Source organism: Pseudomonas sp. PME37.24/006 (assembly GCF_055556635.1).
Map to the genome: position 1 here is coordinate 755497 of NZ_JBVHNL010000003.1, position 26122 is coordinate 781618.

25 protein-coding genes are annotated in these 26122 nt (G+C 61.6%); 13 read left to right on the forward strand and 12 right to left on the reverse strand.

Annotated elements, in window-relative coordinates; translation table 11 throughout:
• Nucleotides 1-89 precede the first annotated feature (89 nt).
• A complete protein-coding gene (locus tag ACZ3GY_RS14535; protein ID WP_465910691.1) occupies nt 90-374 on the forward strand; it encodes a hypothetical protein in 285 nt (94 codons plus the stop codon).
• Here the strand turns inward: ACZ3GY_RS14535 and ACZ3GY_RS14540 are convergent.
• Complete coding sequence (locus ACZ3GY_RS14540; RefSeq protein WP_465910692.1) at nt 365-1351, reverse strand: NAD-dependent epimerase/dehydratase family protein; 987 nt, start codon at nt 1349-1351, stop codon at nt 365-367. The genes ACZ3GY_RS14535 and ACZ3GY_RS14540 overlap by 10 nt on opposite strands.
• Nucleotides 1352-1412: 61 nt before the next feature.
• A complete protein-coding gene (locus tag ACZ3GY_RS14545) occupies nt 1413-2306 on the reverse strand; it encodes a LysR family transcriptional regulator ArgP (RefSeq protein WP_465910694.1) in 894 nt (297 codons plus the stop codon).
• A 152-nt stretch (nt 2307-2458) separates the two neighbouring features.
• Here ACZ3GY_RS14545 and ACZ3GY_RS14550 point away from each other — a divergent pair, with 152 nt between their 5' ends.
• The 9 genes from ACZ3GY_RS14550 to ACZ3GY_RS14590 all read left to right on the forward strand — a co-directional run bounded on the left by ACZ3GY_RS14550 (nt 2459) and on the right by ACZ3GY_RS14590 (nt 12822).
• A complete protein-coding gene (locus ACZ3GY_RS14550; protein WP_465910696.1) occupies nt 2459-3061 on the forward strand; it encodes a LysE/ArgO family amino acid transporter in 603 nt (200 codons plus the stop codon).
• A gap of 69 nt (nt 3062-3130) precedes the next feature.
• Entirely contained in the window at nt 3131-3970 is an 840-nt protein-coding gene (locus ACZ3GY_RS14555) for an EamA family transporter (RefSeq protein ID WP_465910697.1), read from the forward strand.
• Between the two features lie 192 nt (nt 3971-4162).
• Complete coding sequence (sodB, locus tag ACZ3GY_RS14560; RefSeq protein WP_463565800.1) at nt 4163-4744, forward strand: superoxide dismutase [Fe]; 582 nt, start codon at nt 4163-4165, stop codon at nt 4742-4744.
• 294 nt (nt 4745-5038) lie between these two features.
• Nucleotides 5039-7102 carry a putative bifunctional diguanylate cyclase/phosphodiesterase gene (locus tag ACZ3GY_RS14565; RefSeq protein ID WP_465910698.1) on the forward strand — a complete coding sequence of 688 codons (2064 nt, stop codon included), beginning with the start codon at nt 5039-5041 and terminating at the stop codon, nt 7100-7102.
• Between the two features lie 160 nt (nt 7103-7262).
• On the forward strand, nt 7263-8600 hold the full coding sequence (locus ACZ3GY_RS14570; protein WP_465910699.1) for an imelysin family protein: 1338 nt from the start codon (nt 7263-7265) through the stop codon (nt 8598-8600).
• A gap of 124 nt (nt 8601-8724) precedes the next feature.
• Complete coding sequence (locus ACZ3GY_RS14575; RefSeq protein ID WP_465910701.1) at nt 8725-9105, forward strand: SH3 domain-containing protein; 381 nt, start codon at nt 8725-8727, stop codon at nt 9103-9105.
• 122 nt (nt 9106-9227) lie between these two features.
• Nucleotides 9228-10646 carry a di-heme oxidoreductase family protein gene (locus ACZ3GY_RS14580; RefSeq protein ID WP_465910702.1) on the forward strand — a complete coding sequence of 473 codons (1419 nt, stop codon included), beginning with the start codon at nt 9228-9230 and terminating at the stop codon, nt 10644-10646.
• Between the two features lie 10 nt (nt 10647-10656).
• Complete coding sequence (locus ACZ3GY_RS14585; RefSeq protein ID WP_465910704.1) at nt 10657-11718, forward strand: imelysin family protein; 1062 nt, start codon at nt 10657-10659, stop codon at nt 11716-11718.
• A 9-nt stretch (nt 11719-11727) separates the two neighbouring features.
• Complete coding sequence (locus ACZ3GY_RS14590) at nt 11728-12822, forward strand: DUF1513 domain-containing protein (RefSeq protein ID WP_465911053.1); 1095 nt, start codon at nt 11728-11730, stop codon at nt 12820-12822.
• 163 nt (nt 12823-12985) lie between these two features.
• On the opposite strand, the gene ACZ3GY_RS14595 is transcribed toward ACZ3GY_RS14590, so the two are convergent.
• The 6 genes from ACZ3GY_RS14595 to ppc all read right to left on the reverse strand — a co-directional run bounded on the left by ACZ3GY_RS14595 (nt 12986) and on the right by ppc (nt 19984).
• Nucleotides 12986-13849 (reverse strand): DUF72 domain-containing protein, encoded by an 864-nt coding sequence (locus ACZ3GY_RS14595; RefSeq protein ID WP_465910705.1) that lies wholly within the window; start codon nt 13847-13849, stop codon nt 12986-12988.
• Nucleotides 13850-13920: 71 nt separating this feature from the next.
• On the reverse strand, nt 13921-14262 hold the full coding sequence (locus tag ACZ3GY_RS14600; RefSeq protein WP_465910706.1) for a hypothetical protein: 342 nt from the start codon (nt 14260-14262) through the stop codon (nt 13921-13923).
• Between the two features lie 117 nt (nt 14263-14379).
• On the reverse strand, nt 14380-15072 hold the full coding sequence (gene tsaB / locus ACZ3GY_RS14605; protein WP_225839109.1) for a tRNA (adenosine(37)-N6)-threonylcarbamoyltransferase complex dimerization subunit type 1 TsaB: 693 nt from the start codon (nt 15070-15072) through the stop codon (nt 14380-14382).
• A gap of 201 nt (nt 15073-15273) precedes the next feature.
• The gene (locus ACZ3GY_RS14610) at nt 15274-16032 is read right to left on the reverse strand and encodes an HAD family acid phosphatase (RefSeq protein ID WP_465910707.1); all 759 of its coding nucleotides are present in this window, start codon (nt 16030-16032) and stop codon (nt 15274-15276) included.
• Nucleotides 16033-16356: 324 nt separating this feature from the next.
• Nucleotides 16357-17004 carry an adenylate kinase gene (gene adk, locus ACZ3GY_RS14615; RefSeq protein WP_225839105.1) on the reverse strand — a complete coding sequence of 216 codons (648 nt, stop codon included), beginning with the start codon at nt 17002-17004 and terminating at the stop codon, nt 16357-16359.
• Between the two features lie 343 nt (nt 17005-17347).
• A complete protein-coding gene (ppc, locus tag ACZ3GY_RS14620; RefSeq protein ID WP_465910708.1) occupies nt 17348-19984 on the reverse strand; it encodes a phosphoenolpyruvate carboxylase in 2637 nt (878 codons plus the stop codon).
• Nucleotides 19985-20163: 179 nt separating this feature from the next.
• Here ppc and ACZ3GY_RS14625 point away from each other — a divergent pair, with 179 nt between their 5' ends.
• The 3 genes from ACZ3GY_RS14625 to lptF all read left to right on the forward strand — a co-directional run bounded on the left by ACZ3GY_RS14625 (nt 20164) and on the right by lptF (nt 22023).
• A complete protein-coding gene (locus tag ACZ3GY_RS14625; RefSeq protein ID WP_465910710.1) occupies nt 20164-20508 on the forward strand; it encodes a pilin assembly protein in 345 nt (114 codons plus the stop codon).
• A gap of 251 nt (nt 20509-20759) precedes the next feature.
• Nucleotides 20760-21194: a DUF4398 domain-containing protein gene (locus ACZ3GY_RS14630; RefSeq protein ID WP_463565812.1), complete on the forward strand. Its 435-nt coding sequence runs from the start codon at nt 20760-20762 to the stop codon at nt 21192-21194.
• A gap of 43 nt (nt 21195-21237) precedes the next feature.
• The gene (lptF, locus tag ACZ3GY_RS14635; RefSeq protein ID WP_463565813.1) at nt 21238-22023 is read left to right on the forward strand and encodes a lipotoxin F family OmpA-related lipoprotein LptF; all 786 of its coding nucleotides are present in this window, start codon (nt 21238-21240) and stop codon (nt 22021-22023) included.
• Nucleotides 22024-22123: 100 nt separating this feature from the next.
• Here lptF and ACZ3GY_RS14640 read toward each other — a convergent pair whose 3' ends face one another.
• From ACZ3GY_RS14640 to lysS, 4 genes are all read right to left on the reverse strand, one after another.
• Nucleotides 22124-22423: a PA3694 family proteiin gene (locus tag ACZ3GY_RS14640; RefSeq protein WP_465910711.1), complete on the reverse strand. Its 300-nt coding sequence runs from the start codon at nt 22421-22423 to the stop codon at nt 22124-22126.
• 97 nt (nt 22424-22520) lie between these two features.
• The gene (locus ACZ3GY_RS14645) at nt 22521-23816 is read right to left on the reverse strand and encodes a flavohemoglobin expression-modulating QEGLA motif protein (RefSeq protein ID WP_463565815.1); all 1296 of its coding nucleotides are present in this window, start codon (nt 23814-23816) and stop codon (nt 22521-22523) included.
• Nucleotides 23817-23856: 40 nt separating this feature from the next.
• A complete protein-coding gene (locus ACZ3GY_RS14650) occupies nt 23857-24408 on the reverse strand; it encodes a hypothetical protein (RefSeq protein WP_465910713.1) in 552 nt (183 codons plus the stop codon).
• 154 nt (nt 24409-24562) lie between these two features.
• Nucleotides 24563-26065, reverse strand: coding sequence for a lysine--tRNA ligase (gene lysS / locus ACZ3GY_RS14655; RefSeq protein ID WP_465910714.1), 1503 nt, complete (start codon nt 26063-26065; stop codon nt 24563-24565).
• Between the last annotated feature and the right edge of the window lie 57 nt (nt 26066-26122).

Below are 26122 nucleotides of genomic sequence, written 5' to 3' on the forward strand. Positions count from 1 at the left end.
CCTTGCTAAACGTTCAGGGCCCATCACCACGATGGACATCGTCACCCTGCCTGAATCACCGCCTTCTTTTCACAAGCACGGGATCGCTCATGGAACTGAACAAAGAAGTGTTGGACTGCATGAAAAACCTGCGCCGCCGACTGCGTGAAGAACTTGCCATGGACATACGGCTTGCCCAGCAGGACGCGGTATCCGCCATGCTGAGCGCCTGCCTGGTTTCCAATGACCGGGAAACCCGCGAACTGGGCCTGCGCCTGGCGCAGTTGAGCGACATGCCGATGGCTGAGGAATTGTCGGTGCCACGCTTCGAACACAACTTGCCGCTAGCCAGTACCTCGACACGGGTTTATCGCGGCCAGCGCGTCTACGCCTGAGCCCGCCACCAGCGACAAAACTCGTCGAGCGCCGGCCATAATCCGGCTTTCGCCTCGTAATCCAGGTAATGCCGTGCCTGGCTGATATCCAGCGAGAAGTTACGGCTCATCACGTCCACGGTCAGCCGTGACAACGACGGCTCGGGGCGCCCCGGCAAGAGGCTGCAGAGCCCTTCATTGAGCGTCGCCACGCTACGTGCCAGACCGACCGGCACGTGGCGGGTGACCAGCGGTAACTCCAGTTGGCGCAGCACGTAATTGACCACGTCCCAGAGCGGAACCGCTGCACCATTGCTGATGTTGTAGGCCTTGCCCAGGGCCGGCCCGGCGGCCAGCAAGGCGCTGAGCAGCGCCTCGTTAAGGTTGTGCACACTGGTGAAGTCGACCTTGTTCAGACCATTACCGATGATCGCCAGGCGCTTCTTGCGCTGCATGGCGATCAGCCGCGGGAAGATGCTCACATCGCCCGCCCCGGTGACGAAGCGCGGCCGCAGAGCGACCACTTCCAGGCCGAACTCCTGGGCGCCGAACACGCGCTGCTCGGCGAGAAACTTGGTACGCGCGTAGTGGCTGGAGAAACGCTTCGGCACCTGCTCTTCGCTCAGACCGACATGATCGCGCCCATCGAAATAGATCGACGGCGACGACAGATGAACGAGTCGCCGAACCCGGCGTTTGAGGCACGCCTCGATGACATTCTCGGTCAGCAGCACGTTGCCGCGATGAAAATACTCGTAGCGCCCCCACACGCCCACGGCACCCGCGCAATGCACCACGGCCTCCACGTCGCTGCACAGCGACAGGGCCAGCTCCGGGTCGTTGAGGTCGCCGGCCACGAACTGCGCGCCACGGCGAACCAAGTGCTCCACGGCCTCATCTCGGCGCCCGGTCACGCGCACGTCCAGGCCCTGCTCCAGGGCGTAACGGGCAAAGCGCCCGCCAATGAAACCGCTTGCTCCGGTGACCAGAATCTTCATCACGTCCTCCGCTCGCTCGTCGGCGCACTATAAAGCCTGGCGCCCGGTCGCAGCAGACCGCTCAAGCTAATGGCACCAGATAGTCACCTGCATGACGATGCAAATGCCCGGTCAGGCGGTCGAGCAGCTCGCCGCCATTGCGCCAGTGGTGCCAGTACAACGGCACATCGACTGGCCGGTCGGCGAGCAGCTCAACCAACTCACCGCTGGCCAGCGCCTCGTGCATCTGCGGCTCGGGCACCATGCCCCAGCCGAGGCCCTCGGCAGTCAGGCGCAGGAAACCTTCCGACGAAGGACAAAGGTGATGCAAAAAGCTGCCCGAGAGCCCCAGCTCACTAAGGTAGCGGTGCTGTAACTGGTCATCCGGGCCGAATACGATCGCCGGCACATGGGCCAGGCGCTCGGCCGTCACGCCGTTGGGAAAATGTCGGGTGATGAAGGCTGGGCTGGCCATGGCCCGGTAGCGCATGGCGCCGAGCGGCAGGCTGCGAGCACCGGAAACCGGGCGCTCGGCCGCACACACGCAGGCCGCCACATCACCGGCGCGCATACGCTTGAGGCCCACTTCCTGATCCTCGACGACCAGTTCCAGCAGCACCCGGTGACTGGCGCAGAAGTCCGCCACCGCCCTTGCCCACCAGGTCGCCAGGCTGTCGGCATTGACGGCGATGCGCAGCCGCTGGGTTTCGCCGTCGACCTCCAGAGCCGGCACCTGCTCCTGCAGATCACGCTCAAGCAGGCGCACCTGCTGCACATGATTGAGCAAGCGCCGACCGACATCGGTGGGCGTCGGCGGCATGGCCCGCAGCAGCACCGGCTGCCCGATGCGCGCCTCCAGCAGCTTGATGCGCTGAGACACCGCCGATTGCGACAGCCCCAGAACCTGGGCGCCGCGCTCGAAGCCAGCCTGTTCGACGACCGCAGCAAGGGCAGCCAGCAACTTGTAATCGAGCAATCGATTTTCCTAATGAGCGATCAGCAATATTGTTTTTTCTTATACAAGCAATCACCGCAGACTGATAGCCATCTCTCCCCTACTCAGGATGCATCGGTCATGTCAGCTCTCGGCAATTTCCTTCTCTCTCATCCAGAAAGGGCGCACTGATCATGTGGCAGAGCTACAGCAATGGCCTGGCGATCACCGCCGGCCTGATCATCGCCCTCGGCGCACAGAATGCGTTCGTCCTCGCCCAGAGCCTGCGTCGTGAGCACCACCTGCCGGCGGCGCTGCTGTGCATCGTTTGCGATGCGTTACTGATCAGCGCCGGGGTGTTCGGTCTGGCGACCCTGCTGGCGCAAAGTGAACTGTTGTTGAGCGTCGCACGCTGGGGCGGCGCGGCCTTTCTGCTCTGGTACGGCGCCCAGGCTCTGCTGCGTGCCTGCCGGCCGAACGCCCTCGAGGTACAGGGCAGCACGCCTCGTTCGCTGCGCGCGGTGTTGCTGGCGACCCTGGCGGTAACCCTGCTCAACCCCCACGTTTATCTGGATACCGTGCTGCTGATCGGCTCCCTCGGCGCCCACCAAAGTGTCCCCGAGGCCTACGCGGCGGGTGCCGCCAGTGCCTCGCTGGTGTGGTTCATGTGCCTGGCGCTCGGCGCTGCCTGGCTGGCGCCGTGGCTGGCTCGGCCGCTGACCTGGCGAATCATCGATCTGCTCGTCGCCGCGATGATGTTCGCGATTGCCTGGCAACTGATCGCCAGCCCGCTCTGACCTGGGAAGGGCATCGAAACGGGCCTCGGTGCTATGCTGCGGCCCTCGTCGAAATCTGCCGGAGCCAGCGTGGAAACCAGCGTCTTTCTCATGGTCATCGCTTCGGCGGCCCTGCACGCAGGCTGGAACGCGCTGCTGAAAATCGGACTGGATCGTTTTCTCACCGCCTCGCTGATCCAGATCGGCGCTGGTAGCGTCGCGCTGCTGGCCCTGCCATTCGTAGCCATGCCCAATGCCGCGGCCTGGCCGTGGATCGTCCTCTCGGCAATTCTGCATATCGGTTACAACGTCTTTCTCAGTCGCGCCTATCGATACGGCGACCTCGGTCAGGTCTATCCGATTTCCCGGGGCAGTTCTCCGCTATTGGTGGCAGGCCTGTCGGTGCTGTTGCTGGGTGAAGTCCTGCCTGCCGGGCAACTGCTCGGCCTGGCGGTGCTAGTCGCCGGTATCTGGTTGATGGCGGTCCGAGGTGGCAGCGGCAAAGCCAGTGGCGGCCTGCTGTTCAGCGCGCTGATGACCGCCCTGTTCATCGCCGGCTACACGCTGTCCGACGCCAGCGGTGCCCGTGCCAACGGCGACCCGCTGTCCTACTCGCTGTGGTTGTTCGCCGTGAACGGCCTGGTGATGGCCCTGGTGATTGTCGGCCAGCGCGGCCCACGCATCGTTCGCGAACTGGGCCCGCACTGGCGTGCCGGGCTGTTCGGCGGAGCGATGTCGATGTTTGCCTACAGCATCGTCATCTGGGCGATGACCCAGGCCCCGGTGGCGCTGATATCGGCCCTGCGCGAGACCAGCGTGGTGTTCGCCCTGCTGATCGGCAGCTTCTGGCTGAAGGAAAGCCTGCCACCAATTCGCCTGCTGGCCTGCCTGATCATCCTCGCCGGTGTGGCGACGATGAAGATCGCCTGAGGCGCTTTCACGCCTGATCGGCCTGATGGCCAACGAGGGCTCTATCCCGCACAGTTGCTGCGTGGTTATAGAGTAGCCCCGGTGCTATGATCCCTGCCCTGCGTCGCAAAGGGTATAAATCCGCCGACGCTTGTTTGGCCGCCCGTGATCGGCCTTGCGCTCATCGCAACTGACCTGATTAGGAGAATAACCATGGCTTTCGAATTGCCGCCGCTGCCTTATGCACACGATGCTCTGCAGCCGCACATCTCCAAGGAAACTCTGGAGTATCACCACGACAAGCACCACAACACCTATGTCGTGAACCTGAACAACCTCGTGCCCGGTACCGAGTTCGAAGGCAAGAGCCTGGAAGAAATCGTCAAGACTTCCTCCGGTGGCATCTTCAACAACGCGGCCCAGGTATGGAACCACACCTTCTACTGGAACTGCCTGAGCCCGAACGGCGGCGGTCAACCGACTGGCGAACTGGCTGCGGCCATCGAAAAATCCTTTGGCTCCTTCGAGAAATTCAAGGAAGAGTTCAGCAAGGTCACCATCGGCACCTTCGGTTCCGGTTGGGGCTGGCTGGTGAAGAAGGCTGACGGCTCCCTGGCGCTGTCCAGCACCATCGGTGCTGGTTGCCCGCTGACCGCTGGCGATACCCCACTGCTGACCTGCGACGTGTGGGAACACGCCTACTACATCGACTACCGCAACGTCCGCCCGAAGTATGTCGAGGCGTTCTGGAACCTGGTCAACTGGGACTTCGTAGCGAAAAACTTCGCCGCCTGATCCCTGACGTCACGCTTGCCTGCAAGCGAACGTCTGCTTGATTAGAGATGCCCTCCTGACGCGAGTCAGGGGGGCATTTTTTCATCTGCACAACGCCCATTTCGGCACACCAGCGGTGCGTCGGGATCGACGGACGGTACTCAAGAGTTGGGAGCTGTCTCCGAAACAATGCAGGTGTTGCGGGAAACCGGCACTATTGGATGAGCGCCGTGCAGTTATGGCCTTTGACTGCTACCGCGACTTTGCCAATACTCAACCCCATCCGGCGCCCGGTATCGCACAAGGAACTGCCATTTGAAGCTGGAACTCAAGCACAGTCTGTCCGTGAAACTGCTTCGCGTCGTGCTGTTGTCCGCGCTTGCGGTTGGCGTGGTGCTGAGCCTTGGCCAGATCGTGTTCGATGTCTACAAGACCCGCCATTCGATCACCAGCGATGCCCAGCGTATTCTCGGCATGTTCCGTGATCCCTCGACTCAGGCGGTCTACAGCCTCGACCGGGAGATGGGCATGCAGGTCGTCGAAGGCCTGTTTCAGCATGAATCGGTGCGGCAAGCTGCCATCGGGCACCCTGGTGAGCAGATGCTGGCCGAGAAAGACCGACCACTGGCCGAGCTGCCCATTCGCTGGCTAACCGACCCGATTCTCGGCGAGCAGCAACACTTCACCACCCGCCTGGTCGGCCGTGAACCGTATAACGAATACTACGGCGACCTGAACATAACGCTCGACACCGCGCTGTACGGTGAAAGCTTCATCACCAATTCGGTGATCATTTTCATTTCCGGCGTACTGCGCGCACTGGCCATGGGCTTGGTGCTGTACCTCGTCTATTACTGGCTGCTGACCAAGCCGCTGGCCAAGATCATCGAACACCTGAGCAGCATCAACCCGGATCGGCCCAGCGAGAACAAGCTGCCGATGCTCAAGGGCAACGAAAAGAACGAACTCGGGCTATGGATTAACACAGCCAACCAGTTACTCGCGTCAATCGAACGCAATACTCACCTGCGTCGCGAAGCCGAAAGCAGCTTGCGGCGTATGTCCCAGTACGATTTCCTAACCGGCTTGCCGAATCGCCAGCAGTTGCAACAGCAGCTCGAACAGATCCTCGAAGACGCCGGACGACTGCAGCGTCGGGTTGCCGTGCTGTGCGTTGGGCTGGATGATTTCAAGGGCATCAACGAGCAATTCAGCTACCAGACTGGCGACCAGTTACTACTGGCGTTGTCTGACCGCTTACGTAGCCACAGCGGCCGTCTGGGCGCCCTGGCGCGCCTGGGTGGCGATCAGTTCGTGCTGGTACAGGCCGATATCGAACAGCCCTATGAGGCAGCAGAACTGGCGCAAAGCGTACTGGACGACCTCGAGGCACCCTTCGCCCTCGACGACCATCTGGTGCAATTGCGTGCAACCATCGGCATCACCCTGTTCCCGGAAGACGGCGACAGCCCCGAGAAGCTGCTGCAGAAAGCCGAACAGACCATGACCCTGGCCAAAAGCCGCTCACGCAACCGTTACCAGTTCTATATCGCCAGTGTCGACAGCGAGATGCGCCGCCGCCGCGAGCTGGAAAAGGACCTGCGCGAGGCCTTGGCGCAGAACCAACTGCACCTGGTCTATCAACCGCAGATCAGCTTCCGCGATCACCGCGTGGTGGGTGTCGAAGCCCTCCTACGCTGGCAACACCCACAACACGGCCTCGTCGCGCCGGATCTGTTCATCCCATTGGCCGAACAGAATGGCAGCATCATCGCGATAGGCGAATGGGTGCTGGATCAGACCTGCCGCCAGCTTCGCGAGTGGCACGATCAGGGCTACGGCGACCTGCGCATGGCGGTCAACCTGTCCACCGTGCAGTTGCACCACGCCGAGCTGCCACGGGTGGTCAACAACCTGATGCAGATGTATCGCCTGCCCGCCCGCAGCCTGGAGCTGGAAGTGACCGAAACCGGCCTGATGGAAGACATCAGCACCGCCGCCCAGCATCTGCTCAGCCTGCGCCGCTCCGGAGCACTGATCGCCATCGACGACTTCGGTACGGGTTATTCGTCACTCAGTTACCTCAAGAGCTTGCCGCTGGACAAGATCAAGATCGACAAAAGCTTCGTACAGGATCTCCTCAACGACGAGGATGATGCCACCATCGTTCGCGCCATCATCCAGCTCGGCAAGAGCCTGGGTATGCAGGTTATCGCTGAGGGCGTGGAAACCGCCGAGCAGGAGGCTTACATCATCGCCCAGGGTTGCCATGAAGGTCAGGGCTACTTCTACAGCAAGCCATTACCGGCGCGCGAGTTGACCCAGTACCTCAAGCAATCCAGCCGCGCCCACCAGCTCAGCAACCCGATGCCACTATAGCGTCCAGCGCGATTCGGCATACCTGTGAGCCTGTTGCTACAGCCGCAAATAGCGGCAGTAGCACACCCAGCCTTTGCGTAAAATGAAAATCTTTCGCATTATGTTGCAGCTCGCGTGGACGACCGCGCGCGCTCCCCATTAACACGCAAAGGATTTCGTCATGATTCGTATGCCCCTGGCCTCTGCCAGCCTGCTGACAATCGCCATTGCCCTCGCGGGCTGCGGTGAAGACAAAGCGCCTGCCAACCAAGCCGCTGCGCCGGCTCCGCAAGCGAGCACCAGCAGTGCACCAGCAGCAGCCGGCGCCTTCGACGAAGCCGCTGCGCAGGCCGTGGTCAAGCACTATGCCGACATCGCTTCAGCCGTGTTCGACGACGCCGCCAGCACCGCCAAAACCTTGCAGACGGCCATCGACGCCCTGCTCGCCACACCTAACGAGGAAACCCTCAAGGCTGCCCGCGAAGCCTGGCTGGCCGCCCGCGTGCCGTACATGCAGAGCGAAGTGTTCCGCTTCGGCAACACCATCGTCGACGACTGGGAAGGTCAGGTTAACGCATGGCCCCTGGATGAAGGCCTGATCGACTATGTCGCCACAGACTACCAGCACGCTCTGGGCAACCCCGGTGCCAGCGCGAACATCATCGCCAACACCGAGATCCAGGTCGGCGAAGACAAGCTCGACGTCACCGAAATCACCCCGGATCTGCTCGCCAGCCTGAATGAGCTGGGCGGCTCCGAGGCCAACGTCGCCACCGGCTACCACGCCATCGAATTCCTGCTCTGGGGCCAGGATCTGAACGGCACCGGCCCAGGCGCTGGCGAGCGCCCGGCTACCGACTACGTGGTCGGTGATGGCGCTACCGGCGGCCACAACGAGCGTCGTCGTGCCTACCTGAAGGCTGCTACCGAACTGCTGGTCGCCGACCTCGACGAAATGGCGGGCCAGTGGAAAGCCGGCGTTGCCGACAACTACCGCGCCACCCTGGAAAGCGAATCCGCCGAGAACGGTCTGCGCAAGATCCTCTTCGGCATGGGTAGCCTGTCTCTCGGCGAACTGGCCGGCGAGCGCATGAAAGTCGCGCTGGAAGCCAACTCCACCGAAGACGAGCATGACTGCTTCAGCGACAACACCCACAACTCGCACTTCTACAACGGCAAGGGCATTCGCAATGTCTACCTGGGCGAGTACAAGAAGGCCGACGGCACCAGCCTGACTGGCCCAAGCCTGTCGTCGCTGGTCGCCAAGGCAGACGCCGCTGCCGACACCACCCTGAAGGCCGACCTGGAAGCCACCGAAGCCAAGCTGCAGGCCCTGGTCGACAGCGCCAACAAGGGTCAGCACTTCGACCAGTTGATCGCCGCCGACAACGCCGACGGCCAGCAACTGGTACGTGATGCCATCGCTGCGCTGGTCAAGCAGACCGGTGCCATCGAGCAAGCAGCGGGCAAACTGGGCATCAGCGATCTGAACCCGGACACCGCCGACCACGAGTTCTGATTCGCCGCAACGCTGGGTAAAAGCAGGCCGATGCGAAGCAGTTCGCATCGGCTTTTTTCTGTGCGATTTTTACCCTATGGAGCGGCTACCGCCTTACTGAGCAGAACCAATCGGGAGAGTGAACATGAGCATGAAGCTATACATCGTCAAGGTTGCGCACACGAGCGAATACCCCGACCCAATCACGTTCAGCAAGGGCACACCATTGAAGGTGGGTGAGCGGTACGAGGGGGCGGAGGATTGGAATGACTGGTTTTTCTGCAGCACCGAAATGCACGAAGGCGGCTGGGTGCCGCTGCAAGTCATAGAGGTTACCGGCAAGGGTGCTGCATACGCTCGAGAGGATTACACCGCCAGAGAACTGGATGCTCGTAAGGGAGAACAGCTCAAAGGACTGAAAGAACTCAACGGTTGGGTTTGGTGCGTTCGAGACGGGACTCTGGATACAGGCTGGGTACCACAGGAGAACTTGGCGGAAATCGTAGAGACATCTACCTCGCTTTAAGTGCGAGTCAAAACTGGATCGAATGTCCTCTGCGATGGTATTGAAACGCAAATCCATCTTATTTAAAGCTGCATAGGCTGCTAAGATTCCCGCCCTTGATTTTCCTGTCACGGACTCTGTCGATGCCTGCGCCATCCGGTCGTCTGCTATCAATGCTGGGCCTGGCCCTCAGCCTGGTGGCGTGTGACCAGTCCCCGCGCTTTACCGAAGCAGAGCCTGGCGAAGCGCTTTCCGGCGGCACGGCCACGGTATCGCGCAGCGACCACAACGCCTTCTCCCTGCCCTCTGCGAACCTCAAAGCCGAACGTCGCCTGAATTTCAGCGTGGGCAACAGCTTCTTCCGCAACCCCTGGGTCATCGCGCCATCCACCACCACCGCCCGCGATGGTCTCGGCCCACTGTTCAACACCAATGCGTGCCAGAACTGCCATGTTCGAGATGGCCGTGGTCATCCACCCGAACCCGGCAGCGTCAACGCCGTATCGATGCTGGTGCGCCTGTCGATTCCTGCCGACAGCACGGACGAGTGGATCATCGAGCGCCAGGGCGTGCTGCCAGAACCGAAATACGGCGCGCAGTTGCAGGACATGGCCAATCCCGGCGTTGCGCCGGAAGGCAAGGTACGCGTCGACTACAGCACACACAGCGTGCAATTCGAAGACGGTTACCGCATCGAGCTGCGCAAGCCGCAGTTGAACATCAGCCAGCTAGGCTACGGGCCGATGCACCCGGACACGCTGTTTTCCGCCCGGGTCGCCCCACCTATGATCGGCCTCGGCCTGCTCGAGGCGATTCCACAGGAGGCCATCCTGGCCAACGCCGACCCCGAGGATCACGATGGTGACGGCATCGCCGGGCAGCCCAACTGGGTGTGGGACGATGTGCAGCAGAAAACCGTACTCGGCCGTTTCGGCTGGAAGGCCGGGCAACCGACCCTGAATCAGCAGAACGCCCACGCCTTCGCCCACGACATGGGCCTGACCAGCAGCGTCGTGCCCCGTGACCAATGCACCGATGCGCAAACCGCCTGCCGCGAGGCGCCCCACGGTGGCGAGCCGGAGGTCAGCGACAACATCATGAAGATGGTGCTGTTCTACACCCGCAACCTCGCCGTGCCAGCTCGTCGCAAGGCCGACGACGCACAGGTGCTGGCAGGCAAGACCCTGTTCCATCGCGCAGGCTGCCAGAGCTGCCATACACCAAGCTTCGTCACTGCCGCCGATGCGGCCGAACCGGAACTGGCCAACCAGACCATTCGCCCCTACACCGACCTGCTGCTCCACGACATGGGCGATGGCCTTGCCGATGGTCGCAGCGAATTCCGCGCCAGCGGTCGGCAATGGCGTACCGCGCCGTTGTGGGGTATCGGCCTGACCGAGAAAATCAGCGGCCACACACAGTTCCTGCATGACGGCCGCGCACGCAACCTGCTCGAAGCCATCGCCTGGCACGGTGGCGAAGCCGAAGCCGCCAAACGCCACGTGCTGACATTTTCCAGCGAGGAGCGCACCGCGCTTCTGGCCTTTCTGAACTCACTGTAAGGAGCCGCGCATGATCCGTTCTCCGCTGACCATCGCCCTGCTGGGCCTGACTCTGGCCGCCTGCTCACCTGCCGATCCGCAGGCAACGGTCAGCGCTGCGCTGGCCGAAGGCGTACTGCTACCCGCCCACATCACCTGGAAAGAAGCCGATGCTGGCCTTGCCAGCAGCGCCAAGTCGTTCTGCGCAGGCGAGAAGGATCTGGCCTCCGCCCGCCAGGCCTTCCTCTCCGCCCAGAGCGCCTGGGCCAACCTGCAGCCGCTGGCCGTAGGGCCGCTTGCCGAAGGCAATCGCGCCTGGCAGGTGCAATTCTGGCCGGACAAGAAGAACCTGGTAGCGCGTCAGGTGCAGGCGCTGGTCAAGAGCAAGCCACAGCTCAGCCCTGCCGACCTGGAGAAATCCAGCGTCGTCGTCCAGGGTCTCACCGCTTACGAATACCTGCTCTATGATCCGGAAATCGACCTGCAGGATACCGAGCAGAAAGCCCGCTACTGCCCCCTGCTGGTGGCTATCGGTGAACATCAGCAGGCTCTGGCCAATTCGGTGCTGGAGCAATGGCAAGCCAAGAATGGCGCGCTCAACCAGTTCAACACGTTCCCCAACGAGCGCTATGCCGAAGCCGGCGAGGCGATCTCCGATCTCCTGCGTACCCAGATCACCGCTATCGACAGCCTGAAGAAGAAGCTCGGCGCACCGATGGGCCGGCAGAGCAAGGGGTTACCACAGCCCTATCAGGCCGAAGCCTGGCGCAGCCAAGCCAGCCTGGCCAACATCGGAGCCAGCCTGGCCGGCGCCGAGCGCATCTGGCGTGGCGCGGACAAGGACGGCATCCAGGCGCTGCTCGGCAGCGACCATAACGACCTCAAGCAACGTATCGATGCAGCCTATGCCGATACCCGTCAGAAGCTCACCGGTCTGCAGCGCCCGCTGGGCGAACTGCTCGGCGATGAAGAGGGGCGCAAGGCTCTCAACCAATTCTACGACAGCCTCAACGTATTGCACCGCCTGCATGATGGCGAACTGGCACGTGCACTGGGCATCCAGCTGGGCTTCAACGCCAACGACGGGGACTGACCGATGAGCATCAAACGCAGAGCCTTTCTCGGCCTGAGTGCAACGGTTCTGGCGGCCGGTGCACTGGGCGGCTGGAAGCTGAGCCACACCGGCGAGCAGCCCCTGCTGCTGTCGGCCCGTAACGACCAGGGCGGCAAACATTACGCCGTCGGTTACCGGCTGGATGGCGAGCGCGCTTTCTCTACTCAAGTAACCGAGCGCTGCCATGATGTGGTGCCCCATCCCAGCTTACCCATGGCGCTGTTCGTCGGTCGCCGACCGAGCACCGAGAGCTACCTGATCGATACCCGCGACGGCCGCCTGCTACAAACGCTGCGCAGCGAGAGCGATCGGCATTTCTACGGCCATGCGGTGTTCCACAAGGATGGCGAATGGCTGTATGCCACCGAGAACGACACCCGCGATCCCGGTCGTGGTGTACTCGGCGCTTATCGACTGGAAGGCGAGCGCCTGCTACGTCGCGACGAACTGTCCACCCACGGCCTGGGGCCCCACCAGGTGCTGTGGATGCCGGATGGCGAAACCTTGGTGGTGGCCAACGGCGGCATCCGCACCGAGGCGGAAAGCCGGGTGGAGATGAACCTGAATGCCATGGAAGCCAGCCTGGTACTGATGGCCCGCGACGGCACCCTGCACAGCAAGGAGCAACTGCCCGAGCAGATGAACAGCGTGCGCCACCTGGCCGTGGCCAGCGACGGCACCATCATCAGTGGCCAGCAGTACATGGGCGACTCCATGGACGCCGTGCCGCTGGTGGCGATCAAACGTCCCGGCCAGCCGTTCCAGCACTTCCCGATGGCCGATGCGCAACGCCAGATGATGAACCAGTACACCGCCAGCGTGGCGGTGCACAGTGATCTGCGTCTACTGGCGATGACTGCGCCACGCGGCAATCGCCTGTTTATCTGGGATCTGGACAGCGGTGCAGTGCGCCTGGACGCCGCCCTGCCCGACTGCGCTGGCGTCGGTGCGGTGGAAAACGGCTTCGTGGTCAGCGCCGGCATCGGCCGCTGCCGTCTCTACGACTGCCGCAGCGAACGCATCGCCATGCAGCCCCTGGGGCTCCCGGCTGGACTCTGGGACAACCATCTGCGCCTGGCATGAGCGACTGCAAAAAAGGCAGAAGCGGACGGTCGCGATCTCGTGGGAGGGGCTTTAGCCGCGAGCTCTTTACGCCTAGCTAGGCAAAATCGAGGCTAAAGCCTCTCCCACAAAAGCTCTGCTCACCGGCCGCTTTCGCCACGCCGCTGCCTGATTACCTAGCCGTTTAGAGCAAGCCAAGCTGCTCGGCCCGAGGCTCGCTGTCGGTGTACTCAGGCAACGGCGGCAAGCCCGGCAGGCGTTCGCTCAACGCCTGATGAAAGCGCAGCGCCTGGGCGGCGGCCAGGTGGTTGTCCGGGGTGTGCAGGAAGACGTAGGGCGTCAGGCCCTGTTCGATCCAAGCGGCGACCTTGTCCAGCCAGGGCTCAAGAAAGGACTGATTGGCGTCGAGATCCGGGCCGCCGATGAAACGCACCTGAGGGCTGTCGCTGAACGCCGCCGGGCGAATCGGCAGACGTGGTTTCTTTGATTGCGCATGCAACACCGCCGGATCGCTGGAACGACAACTGAACAGCGCACGGGAATCCAGGCAGATGCGCTCGACACCCCGCTCGTGCAGCAGTCGATTGAGGGCGCGCTCTTCATCGCCCTTGTCGAAGAACGCTGGGTGGCGTACCTCGACGGCCAGTCGGCGCTGGGCGAACTCATCCAGCCACACGGCCAGCTCGCCCAGCCGTGACGGCCCGAACATCGCCGGAAGCTGCAGCCACAACGGCGCCACTCGTTCCCCCAACGGCGCCAGCAGGTCGAGAAACGCCTGGGTGCTGTCGAGCTGATCGCGCAGATCCCCTTCGTGACTGATGTCCTTGTGCACCTTGGCGCAAAAGCGGAAGTGCTCGGGCATGCGCTGTACCCAGCGAGTCAGCTTATCCTGGTCAGGCCGGGCATAGAACGTGGTATTGCCTTCCACCGCATTGAATACGCGGCAGTAGTGCTCGAGGCTATCAGCCAGATTGAGATCGGCAGGATAGAAGCTGCCGCGCCAGGCGGCCTCGTTCCAAGAGGGGCAACCAAGGAAATAGGGAAGCATCGCAAATCGCTGAGGAGTCAAAGGCCGCTATTGTGCCCTGTGTACAGCGATAGAGGCATACCGGAAGTCGATCAGGCGTACAGGTCGAGCCCAAGCACCTGCTGTGCGTCCATGTCGCGCACATAGGATTCTGTGCTGCTGTAGCTGGCGATGGCCTGGGCTGCGCGATTGCTCATGGCTGGCTGGTAGGTGACATCCAGCGAGCGCATCGGGAAGTTGTCGGTGCTGGCGTTGGTCTGCTGCACACGACGGATCTGCGGGGCCTGTTCGAAGCCCTGAGTAGCCGCGGTCGATGCCGGTTGCTCGCGCTTTACTTCCTCTTCCCGGTTCGCCTCACGATAGGGCGTAACCGCAGTCCCTGAGCGAGGGCCACGATCCGGTGAGTAGGGCGCGATGTTACCGTCGATACGCATCAATGAAGGCTCGGCAGAAAGGCGTGCGGAAGTGCTGGCAATTTAGCTGCACCACACGACCTTGGCAATGCATGGCGGGAAGTTGACGACAAAAGGACGGCTCGTCCGTCGGCAAATTCAAAATCCAGCCGGTGGCGGCATCTTGGGCGTAGCCACCTTGTCACGCAAGTAGATCGGCTGCGCCTGATCGGCGACCACCGCCTCACCCCGCGCCCAGGCGAAACGCGCCAGGCTCAGCAGGTCTTCGGCGTGGGGCAGCATGCCGTCGTCACTGGCAGCGACCTGCGCGGCGATACGCGGTGCGAAGGTGCCCCAGCCAGTGCCGGCACCGAACCAATCGCCAGCGGCGTCGGTCGGCAGCAGTGCCTGCTCGGGAGCCAGCACGGCCTCATGACCAACCAGACGCATCTCGCCTTGCTCAGCGCGGTAACAGCCCCAGTACACCTCATCCATACGCGCATCGATGGCCGCTGCGACCTGGGTGGCACCGTGTTCACGCAGCGAGCGCTGTGCCAGCACCGCCAGGTTGGACACCGGCAGCACCGGGCGATCCAGCGCGAACGCCAGCCCCTGTACCACGCCAATGGCAATGCGCACGCCGGTAAAGGCACCGGGGCCACGACCGAAGGCAATGGCGTCCAGCGCCGACAGTGCTACGCCCTGCTCGCCCAGTAGCGCCTTGATCATCGGTAACAGCCGCTGCGCATGCATGCGCGGGATCACCTCGTAGTGGCTCGTCACTCGACCATCGTGCAGCAGGGCGACGGAACAGGCTTCGGTGGCGGTATCGAGGGCCAGCAGAGTGGTCATGGTGATCTGTAGAGGTGGCTGAGCGGGCGGGCATTAAAACGGTTTGAGGCGTTTTTTTCCAGCACAGCGGGTCAAGCGGCGGGTTATAGATCCCGTGAGGCGGTGAGGCGGTGCGGCGGTGCGCTGTACCGCCCGCGCCGATGCCCCTGACAGGCACCGGCGGGTCTTCGAGTCAGCCCACCAGCAGGCGGGCCGGCTCGCTTACCATTTCTCGATGACGGGTTTGGCGTCCCAGCCCTTCAGGGGCTCTTTCGACCAGGTGCCATAGCCGGAGTTGGGGAACACGATCCACTCGGTGCCCCATTTTGCAGACTCGGCTTCGGCGGTCGCGCGCTGCTCCGACACCGGCGTCTTGCGGAAACGTGCATCGAAATCATGCAGGGTGTCGCCGAGCAGCATCACGATGCGGTAGTCCTTGGCGACCAGCGCACGACGCTCAACCTTGGGCGGCCCGAGTAGCAGCACGCTTTCTGCGCTGACCTGCGGCAGATCAAGTTTCTTCAGCGCCGTCAGGGTGTATTCCTTCTGCTCTTCCGAACGATCCGATACATAGCGGATGGCCACGCCCAGCTTGTCGGCATGCTCGAGGAACTTCTTGGCGCCCGGAATCAGCACCGGATTGCCATCGCGCTCCCAGGGCAGCCAGGTGTCCCAGCCGTCGTAGGTATGGCAATTGGCAAGATCGCGCGCCAGCAGCGCGGAGTTGTCGATGATGGTTTCGTCCACATCGGAGACGATGGCCAGTTTCGAAGGATCTTCTGCCGCTGCCACCGCGGCGTCCAGTTTCTCGGTGGCGATGTTGTAAGCCTGCATCTGCAAGGCCCGAACTTCCGCTGATTGCTGCTGATACCGCAGCGCCATGGTGAACTGGTCAACTGAGCACTCGCCCTTTTTTTCCGGGGCGCCGTCGGCCAATGCGACGGATGCGCTCAGCGCCGATGCCACGATGGCGATGGGCAAGCAGGCAAATCTTCTGTTCTTGGTCATGAAATTCACTCTGATGGGGTGGTTGATGTAAAGCCGCCTTCCTCAACTGTAAGTGACGGTCGATGAAACCAGGAGAGCAGCTCGGGGCCGTAGCCGCCATAGGCTGCTTACCCTGGAATAGTGATGCATGCCGAAAGTGGCAGCTCGATGCTGGAAAGGCCTGACCCGCTCGATACTAGATAGGGCGTCGCTCCATTCACGGTTCAGGAACGACCTTGGCCTACCCCGTACAGCCATCGACATGCCCAAAAACGACAACGGCCCGCAAGCGGGCCGTTGATGTCAGGTAAACATGGCTTAGCTGAGCGCCGCCAGTACCTTGGAGGTGATCTGCTCGACCGAGCCGACACCAGCGATGGCACTGTACTTCGGCGTGCCTTCGGCGGCCGAAAGTTTCTGGTAGAAATCCACCAGCGGCTTGGTCTGCGAGTGGTAGACCGACAGGCGATGACGCACGGTGGCTTCCTTGTCGTCATCGCGCTGGATCAGATCCTCACCGGTTTCGTCGTCTTTGCCGGCGACTTTCGGTGGATTGTGCTCGGTGTGGTATACGCGCCCGGAGTTCGGGTGTACCCGGCGGCCGGCAATGCGCCCGACGATTTCTTCGTCATCAACGGCGATTTCAACCACGAAGTCGATCTGCACGCCTGCATCCTTGAGGGCCTGAGCCTGAGGAATGGTGCGCGGGAAGCCGTCGAACAGGAAGCCATTGGCACAATCCGGCTGAGCGATACGCTCCTTGACCAGATTGATGATCAGCTCATCGGAAACCAAACCGCCAGCATCCATCACGCTCTTCGCGGCCAGCCCCAGTTCGGTACCGGCCTTGACCGCTGCACGCAGCATGTCACCGGTGGAAATCTGTGGAATCGAGAATTTCTTGGTAATGAAACCAGCCTGAGTACCTTTGCCGGCACCGGGCGCCCCCAACAGAATCACGCGCATCGATGTGCTCCTCAAGTTCTTGGTAGTGATGGTGGACTCGCCTCGTGGGGCCAATCTCGAACAATTTCGGCAGGCCAGCCAGAGGCCGTACTGCCAGAAGGTCGACCAAGATACACAGCGCCCCTGAGCCGCACAAGCCACTGAAAGACGCAGGCAAATGCGACCAAGGCCTCATTTCCAGGCGACATCACGCAGCTTGCAGCATATTTTCGGTTCGCCGCCATACAACCAAAGTCCAAACCGACACGATCTGAACAAAGAGCCGCTCTTATACGACTTTTTGCTGCCATTAACGGCATATTTTGCATATCGCAATAATACGCCCGTGTCGCACCCGAGACCCTTAGCCTGTATTGCGTAAGCCCGCTGCGATACCGGCTACGCTGACCAGCAACGCCTGCTCCAGAGCGCTCCCCGCCTCCTGCTCACGCTGTCGAGAGCGTGCCAGCAATTCAGCCTGTAGCAGATGCAACGGATCCAGGTAAGCGTTACGCACGGTGATGAACTCTAAGGTTTCGGGGCTGTGCGCAAGCAACTGCGATTGCCCAGTCAAACCCAGAACCACCGTCCCCGCCTGCGACAATAGGTCGCGCAAATGCACACCCAACGGATGCAATTCAGCGTCGACCAGACGTTCGTCATAAAGCCTGGCGATAGACTCGTCAGCCTTGGCCAAGACCATTTCCAACATGTCGATACGCGTACGGAAAAATGGCCAGTGCTCGCGCATATCTCGCAATACTTCGCCTTCACCACGCTCCAGCGAGCCGCTCAAGGCGGCTTCCCAGCCCAGCCACGCGGGCAACATCAAGCGCGTCTGCGTCCAGGCGAAAATCCATGGAATCGCCCGCAGGCTTTCCACTCCGCCCTCGCGCCGTTTCGCTGGCCTGCTACCCAGCGGCAAGCGACCAAGCTCCTGTTCTGGTGTCGCCTGGCGGAAGTACTCGACGAATTGTGGATTCTCGCGCACCACACCTCGGTAGGCAGCCACACCATCAGCCGACAACTGATCCATCTGCGCGCGCCAGGCCGGCTCTGGAGCGGGTGGCGGCAGGAGGGTCGCCTCCAGCACCGCAGCGAGATAGAGATTGAGGTTCTGCTCAGCGATGTCCGGCATGCCGAATTTGAAGCGAATCATCTCGCCCTGCTCAGTGGTGCGGAAACGCCCGTTCACCGAACCCGGCGGCTGCGACAGGATCGCCTCGTGGGCAGGACCACCGCCGCGCCCCACGGTGCCACCGCGGCCATGGAACAACAGCAATTCGACCTGATGCTGACGGCAGATCTCCACCAAACTCTCCTGAGCACGGTACTGCGCCCAGGCAGCGGCCGTGGTGCCAGCATCCTTGGCGGAATCGGAGTAGCCAATCATCACTTCCTGCGGGCCATGCAAATTCGCGCGGTAGCCCGGCAAGCCAAGCAACTGCTCGATGGCGGTCGCGGCGTTATCCAGATCCGCCAGGGTCTCGAACAACGGCACCACGCGCATTGGCCGACGCAACCCGGCTTCCTTGAGCAGCAGTTGCACGGCGAGCACATCGGACGCGGCACCGGCCATGGAGATCACGTAGGAGCCGAGGGACGCGGCAGGCGCGGCTGCCACTTCACGGCAGGTCGCCAGCACTTCGGCCGTCTCGCCAGCAGGGCGAAAATCGGCGGGCAGCAGCGGTCGGCGACTGGCCAACTCAGCCTGCAGAAACTCCAGGCGTTGCGCTTCATCCCACTCCTGGTAACGCCCCAGGCCCAGGTAATCGGTTATTTCACCGAGCGCAGCGGCGTGGCGCGTCGCGTCCTGGCGCACGTCCAGACGTACCAGAAACAAACCAAAGGTGCTGACCCGGCGCAAGAAGTCGAGCAACGGCCCATCGGCGATAACGCCCATGCCGCATTCGTGCAGCGAGCGGTAGCAAAGGTGCAGCGGCTCATAGAGCTCTCGGTTGTCATGCAAGACGGCGGCCGGCGGGCTGAGCGGCCCGCCGAGCGACTCATGGGCCCAACTGCGTGTCGCACGCAAGCGCTCGCGTACCTGCTTGAGTAAGGCGCGGTAAGGCTCGGCACTATCACCGGTGCGCGCATGCAATTCGGCACTGGCCTGCTGCATGGACAACTCGGCAGCCAGGCTGTCGATGTCGCGCAGGTACAGATCCGCAGCCATCCAGCGCGCCAGCAACAGTACTTCGCGGGTCACCTTGGCCGTCACGTTGGGGTTGCCGTCACGATCCCCGCCCATCCACGAGGCAAAGCGAATTGGCGCCGCTTCCAATGGCAGGCGCAATCCGGTTTCCCGGTGCAGCGCTTGGTCGGCTTTGCGCAGCACAGTCGGGAGGGCGTACCACAAGGAGTTTTCAATGACCGCAAACCCCCACTTGGCCTCATCCACTGGCGTCGGACGCACGCGGCGAATCTCCTCGGTGTGCCAAGCCTCGGCGATCAGCCGCTGCAGGCGTGTGGAGATCGCTTCGCGCTCGGCAGCAGAGAGATCACGGTGATCCTGCTCAGCCAGCTGCGCGGCAATGGCGTCGTATTTCTGGATCAGGGTACGCCGCGCGACTTCGGTCGGGTGAGCGGTGAGCACCAGTTCGATATCCAGCCGCCCCACCTGGCGCGCCAAGGCTTCGCGGTCATGGCCGCCTGCGCGCAGACGCTGCAGCAGCTCATCAAATATACGATTCTCGAAGGGTTGCGCTTCGTTCGCCTCACGCCGACGTACACGGTGGTACTGCTCAGCGATATTGGCCAGGTTGAGGAACTGGTTGAATGCGCGAGCCACTGGCAGCAGTTCGTCGTCGTTCAGTTCGTCAAGGGTGTCACTGAGCTGCTGGGCGCCATCCGCTGAACCCTGGCGCGCCGCCTTAGCACCCTTGCGGATACGCTCGATCTTGTCGAGGAAAGCATCGCCGTACTGCTCACGGATGGTGGTGCCAAGCAGCTCACCAAGCTGGTGAACGTCCTCGCGTAGACGTGCGTCGATTTGCGTCATCCGATATCCCTCCGCCGCTGCATGAACGTTCAGAGTGCCCAGCCTCGTGGCGCCTGACAAGCAGGTCTGCGACCAAAGCAGCAGAACGACGGCGGCAATCGGCAGCGCAGGTGCGTCAATCGGAACGCAGCCAGAGGGCTCAGGTCAGTAACAGAGAACCCGCCCACTTCGAGGTACCTATGAAGATTCGCGAACTCGTCCAGCAATGGGAACAGAACGCAACCGGCCGCTTGGTCAGCACGCCTTATCAGGTGCACCTGGATGTGGAGTCGGCCGCACGCCTGGCAGCGCTCAGCCACATGTATCCCAAACGACGCCCGGAAGAGCTGCTCGCCGAACTGCTGGGAGCTGCGCTGGAAGACCTCGAAGCCAGCCTGCCCTACGTACAGGGCACTCACGTGGTCGCCACCGATGAAGAAGGCAATCCCGTCTATGAGGACGTAGGCCCAACGCCGCGTTTTCTCGAATTGGCGCGCCATTACCTGCATGAGATGAACGCCAACGAAGAGGAAACAAGTCATTAAGAGCCTGCCAGGATCTTGCGCTCTGGACACCGGAAAGCGCCGAATGACGAGGCATCCGACATTTTTCTGGCGACGCGATCCTGGCAACACGAACTTTTTTGCTGAACGTTTCCTGTCTAAGCCAACTCACAGGGTTATGCCGTGATGACCGCTGGTCGCCGGGGAAAAACTTACTCAGCTGCTATCGCTCCTGAGTTGCCCGAACGGCAGGTGACCATTGTGGGAACCGACTGTTTGCCAGGAATTTACCAATGGAGTTGCACACCATGACCACTAAAACTGCCCCAAACGCTCGTACTCAACTAGCCGGCTGGAAGGTTGCGGCACTGGCTATCGGCAGCAGCTTGCTGCTTGTCGGTTGCGCGGGCAATCCGCCCAGCGAGCAACTGGCTGTGACCAAGTCGGCCGTCAACGAAGCCGTAAGCTCCGGCGGTACCGAATTCGCCGCGGTGGAAACCAAGTCGGCTCAGGACAAGCTGAAGCAGGCTGAGCTCGAAGTCATCGAGAAGAACTACGAAGAAGCCAAGCGCCTGGCTGAACAAGCCGAGTGGGATGCACGCGTAGCCGTTCGTAAAACCCAAGCGGCCAAGGCCGACAAAGCGCTGAAAGATGCCCAACAAGGCATCGAGGAACTGCGTCAGGAAGGTATGCGCAGTGCTCAGCCGGCTCCGACCCAGGGCCAGTAACGGCCTCGTCAGACTTCGCCAATTGAATAAAGGATGAACGACCATGCGTAAACAAGTGATGATTCCCGCCCTGCTGGCTCTGAGCGTTGGCTTGGCTGCCTGCTCCTCGCAACCTAACGTGAACCTGGAACAGGCACGTAGCGGCTACTCCACCCTGCAAACTGACCCGCAAGCGGTGAAGGTTGCAGCACTGGAAACCAAGGATGCCGGTGAAGCGCTGGAGAAAGCCGAGCGCGCTTACCGTGAGAAGGAAGACGAGAAAAAAGTCGACCAGCTCTCCTACCTGGCCAACCAACGCATTGAAGTTGCGCGTCAGACAATTGCCCTGCGCACCACCGAGGCAAGTCTGGAACAAACTGGCGCCCAACGTGCTCAGGCTCGCCTGGAAGCCCGTGACGCGCAGATCAAGCAACTGCAGAACAGCCTCAACGCCAAGCAGACCGAGCGCGGCACACTGGTCACCTTTGGTGACGTGCTGTTCGACTTGGATCGCTCCGAGTTGAAGCCAGGTGGCATGCACAACATCACCAAGCTCGCCCAGTTCCTGCAGGAAAACCCTGATCGCAAGGTAATCGTAGAAGGCTACACCGACAGCACTGGTGCAGCTAGCTACAACCAGACCCTGTCGGAGCGCCGCGCAAATTCTGTACGTACTGCACTGGTACGTCAGGGCGTAGGCCCGGAGCGCATCGTCGCCCAGGGCTATGGCAAGGAATACCCGGTCGCCAGCAACGCCGACTCTGCCGGCCGTGCGATGAACCGTCGTGTGGAAGTCACCATTTCCAACGACAACAAGCCGGTTGCTCCACGTTCGTCGATGAGCAACTAAAGGCCCCGGCCTGCCTAGGACTCTCTGCGCTCCTCTCGAGGAACGCAGATTTTCTACCCAACAAACCCCGCTTTTGCGGGGTTTGTTGTTTCTCGGCTCTTCACTCGTTACAGCGCACGGCCCGTTTGCGGTCATCCACCAGCACGCCGCTGAGCCCCTTCTGCTGAAGATCGAACAGCACCAATACGCCGTCAATGCATTGGGCAACCTGATCGGCCGGTTTCAGACTCACCTTGTAGTCCTCGCCGGGAACGGTCTTGAGCATGGTGAACTCGGACAACAGCAAGGCATCCTCCGGTTTGGCGAAGTGCAGGTAGCCGTAGTAGCCAAGCACCATGACCGTAGCAGCGATGCTGCCGATGGCGGTGAGAATCAGGGGAATGGGGTTGCGCTCGCTCATGCACACATCTCGAAAAACACCCTGACAGAGGATGACAGGGAGCATTGAAGTGGGGATCGGCGAAGCGAAACGCCACCAATCCCCCTCTGGCATGCAATCAGAGAATATTGGCGTAGTCGGCTTCGATCCGATCCAGGCTCAGGTGGTTGAGGAAGTTGGAGAAGCACATCCAGGCCGACAGCGAGTTGAGGTCACGGAACTGCTGCGGCAGGTATTTGGGTGGACTCACCAGCCCCTCATCGACCAGTTGGCGTAGCGTACGCATATCTTCGAGCGTGGTCTTGCCACAGAACAATAAAGGGATCTGTTCCAGCTTGCCTTTGCGCACCGCGAGCTGGATGTAGTTGTAGACCATGATGAAACCCTTCAGATAAGACAGATCCTTGGTGAAGGGCAGACCGTTCGGGGCGGAGCCTCGGAAGGCGCGACTGGCGTTGCTGTAGCTGTCTTCCAGGCTGAAGCCCTGCTCCCGGTAAAAATCACAGACCTGCAAAAAGTCCGCACCCTGCTCGGCCATATGAATGGCACGAGTACGGTTGGTGAGCTTGCGCAGACGGCTGGGATAGGAGGCGAAGGCGATCACTTCCATGAGGATGGCCAGGCCTTCCTGGGTGACCGTCGACGAGGGCGGCCCCTTGGCCAGGAAGGTGCAGATCGGCTGGTTCTGGCCATTGAGCGTGGTGGCCACGTGCACCAGGCCTTCGTGTACTTCCAGCGCTTTGACGTCGCGCTCGTTGAACATGGCGTCGCTACGGATCTTGATGTAATCGGCACCGGCGGCCGCATCGGCAAGAATGCCGTCGGACTCGAACACGCGAATGGTGCTGTCGCTCTCCCCGAACACCAGGTTCAGTCGGTTCTGCAGCAGCGCGACGGCATCCTTGGCGTTCAGCGTCTTGGGTTCGTCCTTGAGGTCGCCACGGCTGTCGATGTTGTTCAGGTAACCGGAAAACATCAGCCCCAGATCGGCCAGGGTCGGGTCACCGGCATGGAAGGCGTCGGACGCCGCGCCGTAAAGCTCCTGGGAAATCAGCCCGAAATCCGAGGTACCACGGGCCTCCAGCATACGAATGACCATGCGGTACTCGCGGCACATGCGCCGCATGATCTGCCCCACCGGGTTGAACTGGCCGAGCTGACGGGTGATGTCGCGCTCGATGTTCTGCAGCTCCAGCTTCTTCGCGGCCGGGTCAAAGGCCAGCGGCCGGCTGTCGTAGTAGCTACGATCGATCGCCGGTAGCTCCTTGCCCTTGTGCTTGAGAAAGGTCTGCCGAATGGAGTCGTCCCATTTCACCGCATCGAGTACACGGATCGGCGTCTGCGCCTCGACGATACGATCGGACAGCGCGCGCACGACCAGTTGGTAACCGTCGAGCCCTGTGTGGCTGTTCATGAGAATCCTCTTTGCGTTGCTGGAATTGCCGAACCGGCTCTCATGGCCCGGTTCGCTGATAGCGCGCCACCTCGACAAACACATCGGAGTTGGCCGGATCATTGAGGTAGGCGAACACCTGTTCCAGGCCACTGGAGACCAGAACGCCATCGCCCTGCGGCATCTCCACGCTGCTGCCCTTCAGCTCACCGTTGTCGATGGCCTGGAGAATGCGTTCAACATCGAGGTTGAACAGTACCAGTTCGTTGTTGTGGGTCAGCTCGAAACCGCCGATGGCGAAATTCGCGCCCATGCGCTTGGGCACACCCGCCGACAGGTACCAGCGCCGGCCATGGTGGGCGACGGTAAAGCTGTAGCTCTGCAGACTGGCGACGTTGTCGATGCTGTCGGTGTAGGCATCGGCCTTGTACAGATTAGAGCCCGAACGGCTGATATCCAGAAAGCGCAGCTCGCCCCACTCGTCGGTGCGCGACCAGGTGCCAAGCAGCGGAATTGGCGCTGCTTCGTTAGCCGGGATCGGCTCCTTGAAGGTCACCAGGCAACCGCTCAACAATAGAAACGACAGCACCACCAGTGCGCGCCAGGCTTTCATCATGCTCTCCTTGAAACGATCGAGGGATCGCCACGCGCTGATAGTCCATTCCCTCGACGCAGCACGTCAAGCATCCAAACCAGTTGTCCATCAACAGGATAGGCGCTGAATCACAGGTAATAAAAAGCCGCCCGAAGGCGGCTCTGGTAAACCCTTAGAGTTCCGGACGCATGTGCGGGAACAGGATGACGTCGCGAATCGACGGTGAGTCAGTCAGCAACATCACCAGGCGGTCAATGCCGATGCCCTCACCGGCAGTGGGCGGCATGCCGTATTCGAGGGCGCGAACGAAGTCGGCGTCGAAATGCATGGCCTCGTCATCACCGGCGTCCTTGTCGGCCACCTGCTGCTGGAAGCGCTCGGCCTGATCTTGCGCGTCGTTCAACTCGGAATAGGCGTTGGCGATCTCGCGGCCACCGATGAACAGCTCAAAGCGATCGGTCACGCTAGGATCATCGTCGCTGCGACGGGCCAGTGGCGACACTTCGAACGGATAACGGGTAATGAAGTGCGGCTGCTCAAGCTTGTGCTCGACCAGCTCCTCGAAAATCATCACCTGCAGCTTGCCCAGACCTTCGAAGCCGAGCACCTTGGCGCCGGCTTTCTTGGCGATCTCACGCGCCTTGTCCAGATCCTGCAGATCGGTAGCGCTGATCTCCGGGTTATACTTGAGGATCGAGTCGAACACCGAGAGGCGCACGAAGGGCTCGCCGAAGTGGAACACCTTGTCGCCGTATGGCACGTCGGTACTACCCAGGACGCTCTGGGCCAACTCGCGGAACAGCTCCTCGGTCAGGTCCATGTTGTCTTCGTAATCGGCATAGGCCTGGTAGAACTCGAGCATGGTGAACTCGGGGTTATGCCGGGTCGAAACGCCTTCGTTACGGAAGTTACGGTTGATCTCGAAGACTTTCTCAAACCCGCCAACAACAAGCCGCTTGAGGTACAGCTCCGGCGCGATACGCAGGAACATGCCCATGTCCAGCGCATTGTGGTGGGTTTCGAACGGCTTGGCCGCGGCGCCGCCGGGAATGGTCTGCAGCATCGGTGTTTCCACTTCGAGGAAGTTGCGCTCGGCGAGGAAACGGCGGATGTGGGCGATCACCTGGGAACGCACGCGGAAGGTTTCGCGCACTTCCTCGTTGACGATCAGGTCAACGTAGCGCTGGCGATAGCGCTGCTCGGTGTCGGTCAGGCCGTGGTGCTTGTCCGGCAGCGGACGCAGCGACTTGGTCAGCAGACGCACGTCGGTCATCTCGACGTACAGGTCGCCCTTGCCGCTGCGGGCCAGGGTGCCGACAGCGGCGATGATGTCGCCCATGTCCCACGATTTGACCGCTGCCAGGGTTTCTTCGGGCAGGGTCTTGCGGTTGACGTAGACCTGGATGCGCCCGCTCATGTCCTGAATGACCATGAAGGAGCCACGGTTGAGCATGATGCGACCGGCAACCTTGACCGGAATGGCAGCGGCTTCGAGCTCTTCCTTGGTCTTGTCGACGTACTGTTTCTGCAGATCAGCGCAGAGGTTGTCGCGACGGAAGTCGTTGGGGAAGGCGTTGCCCTGCTCACGGATGGCAGCAAGCTTTTCCTTGCGCTGGGCAATCAGCTTGTTCTCTTCCTGTTGCAGTTGCTGCTGGTCGGGTTGTTGGTCGCTCATGTTCGTCGGGATTCCATCACGGGGTAGTCGCCGCCCCCACTGGGGCGGAACCAAAAG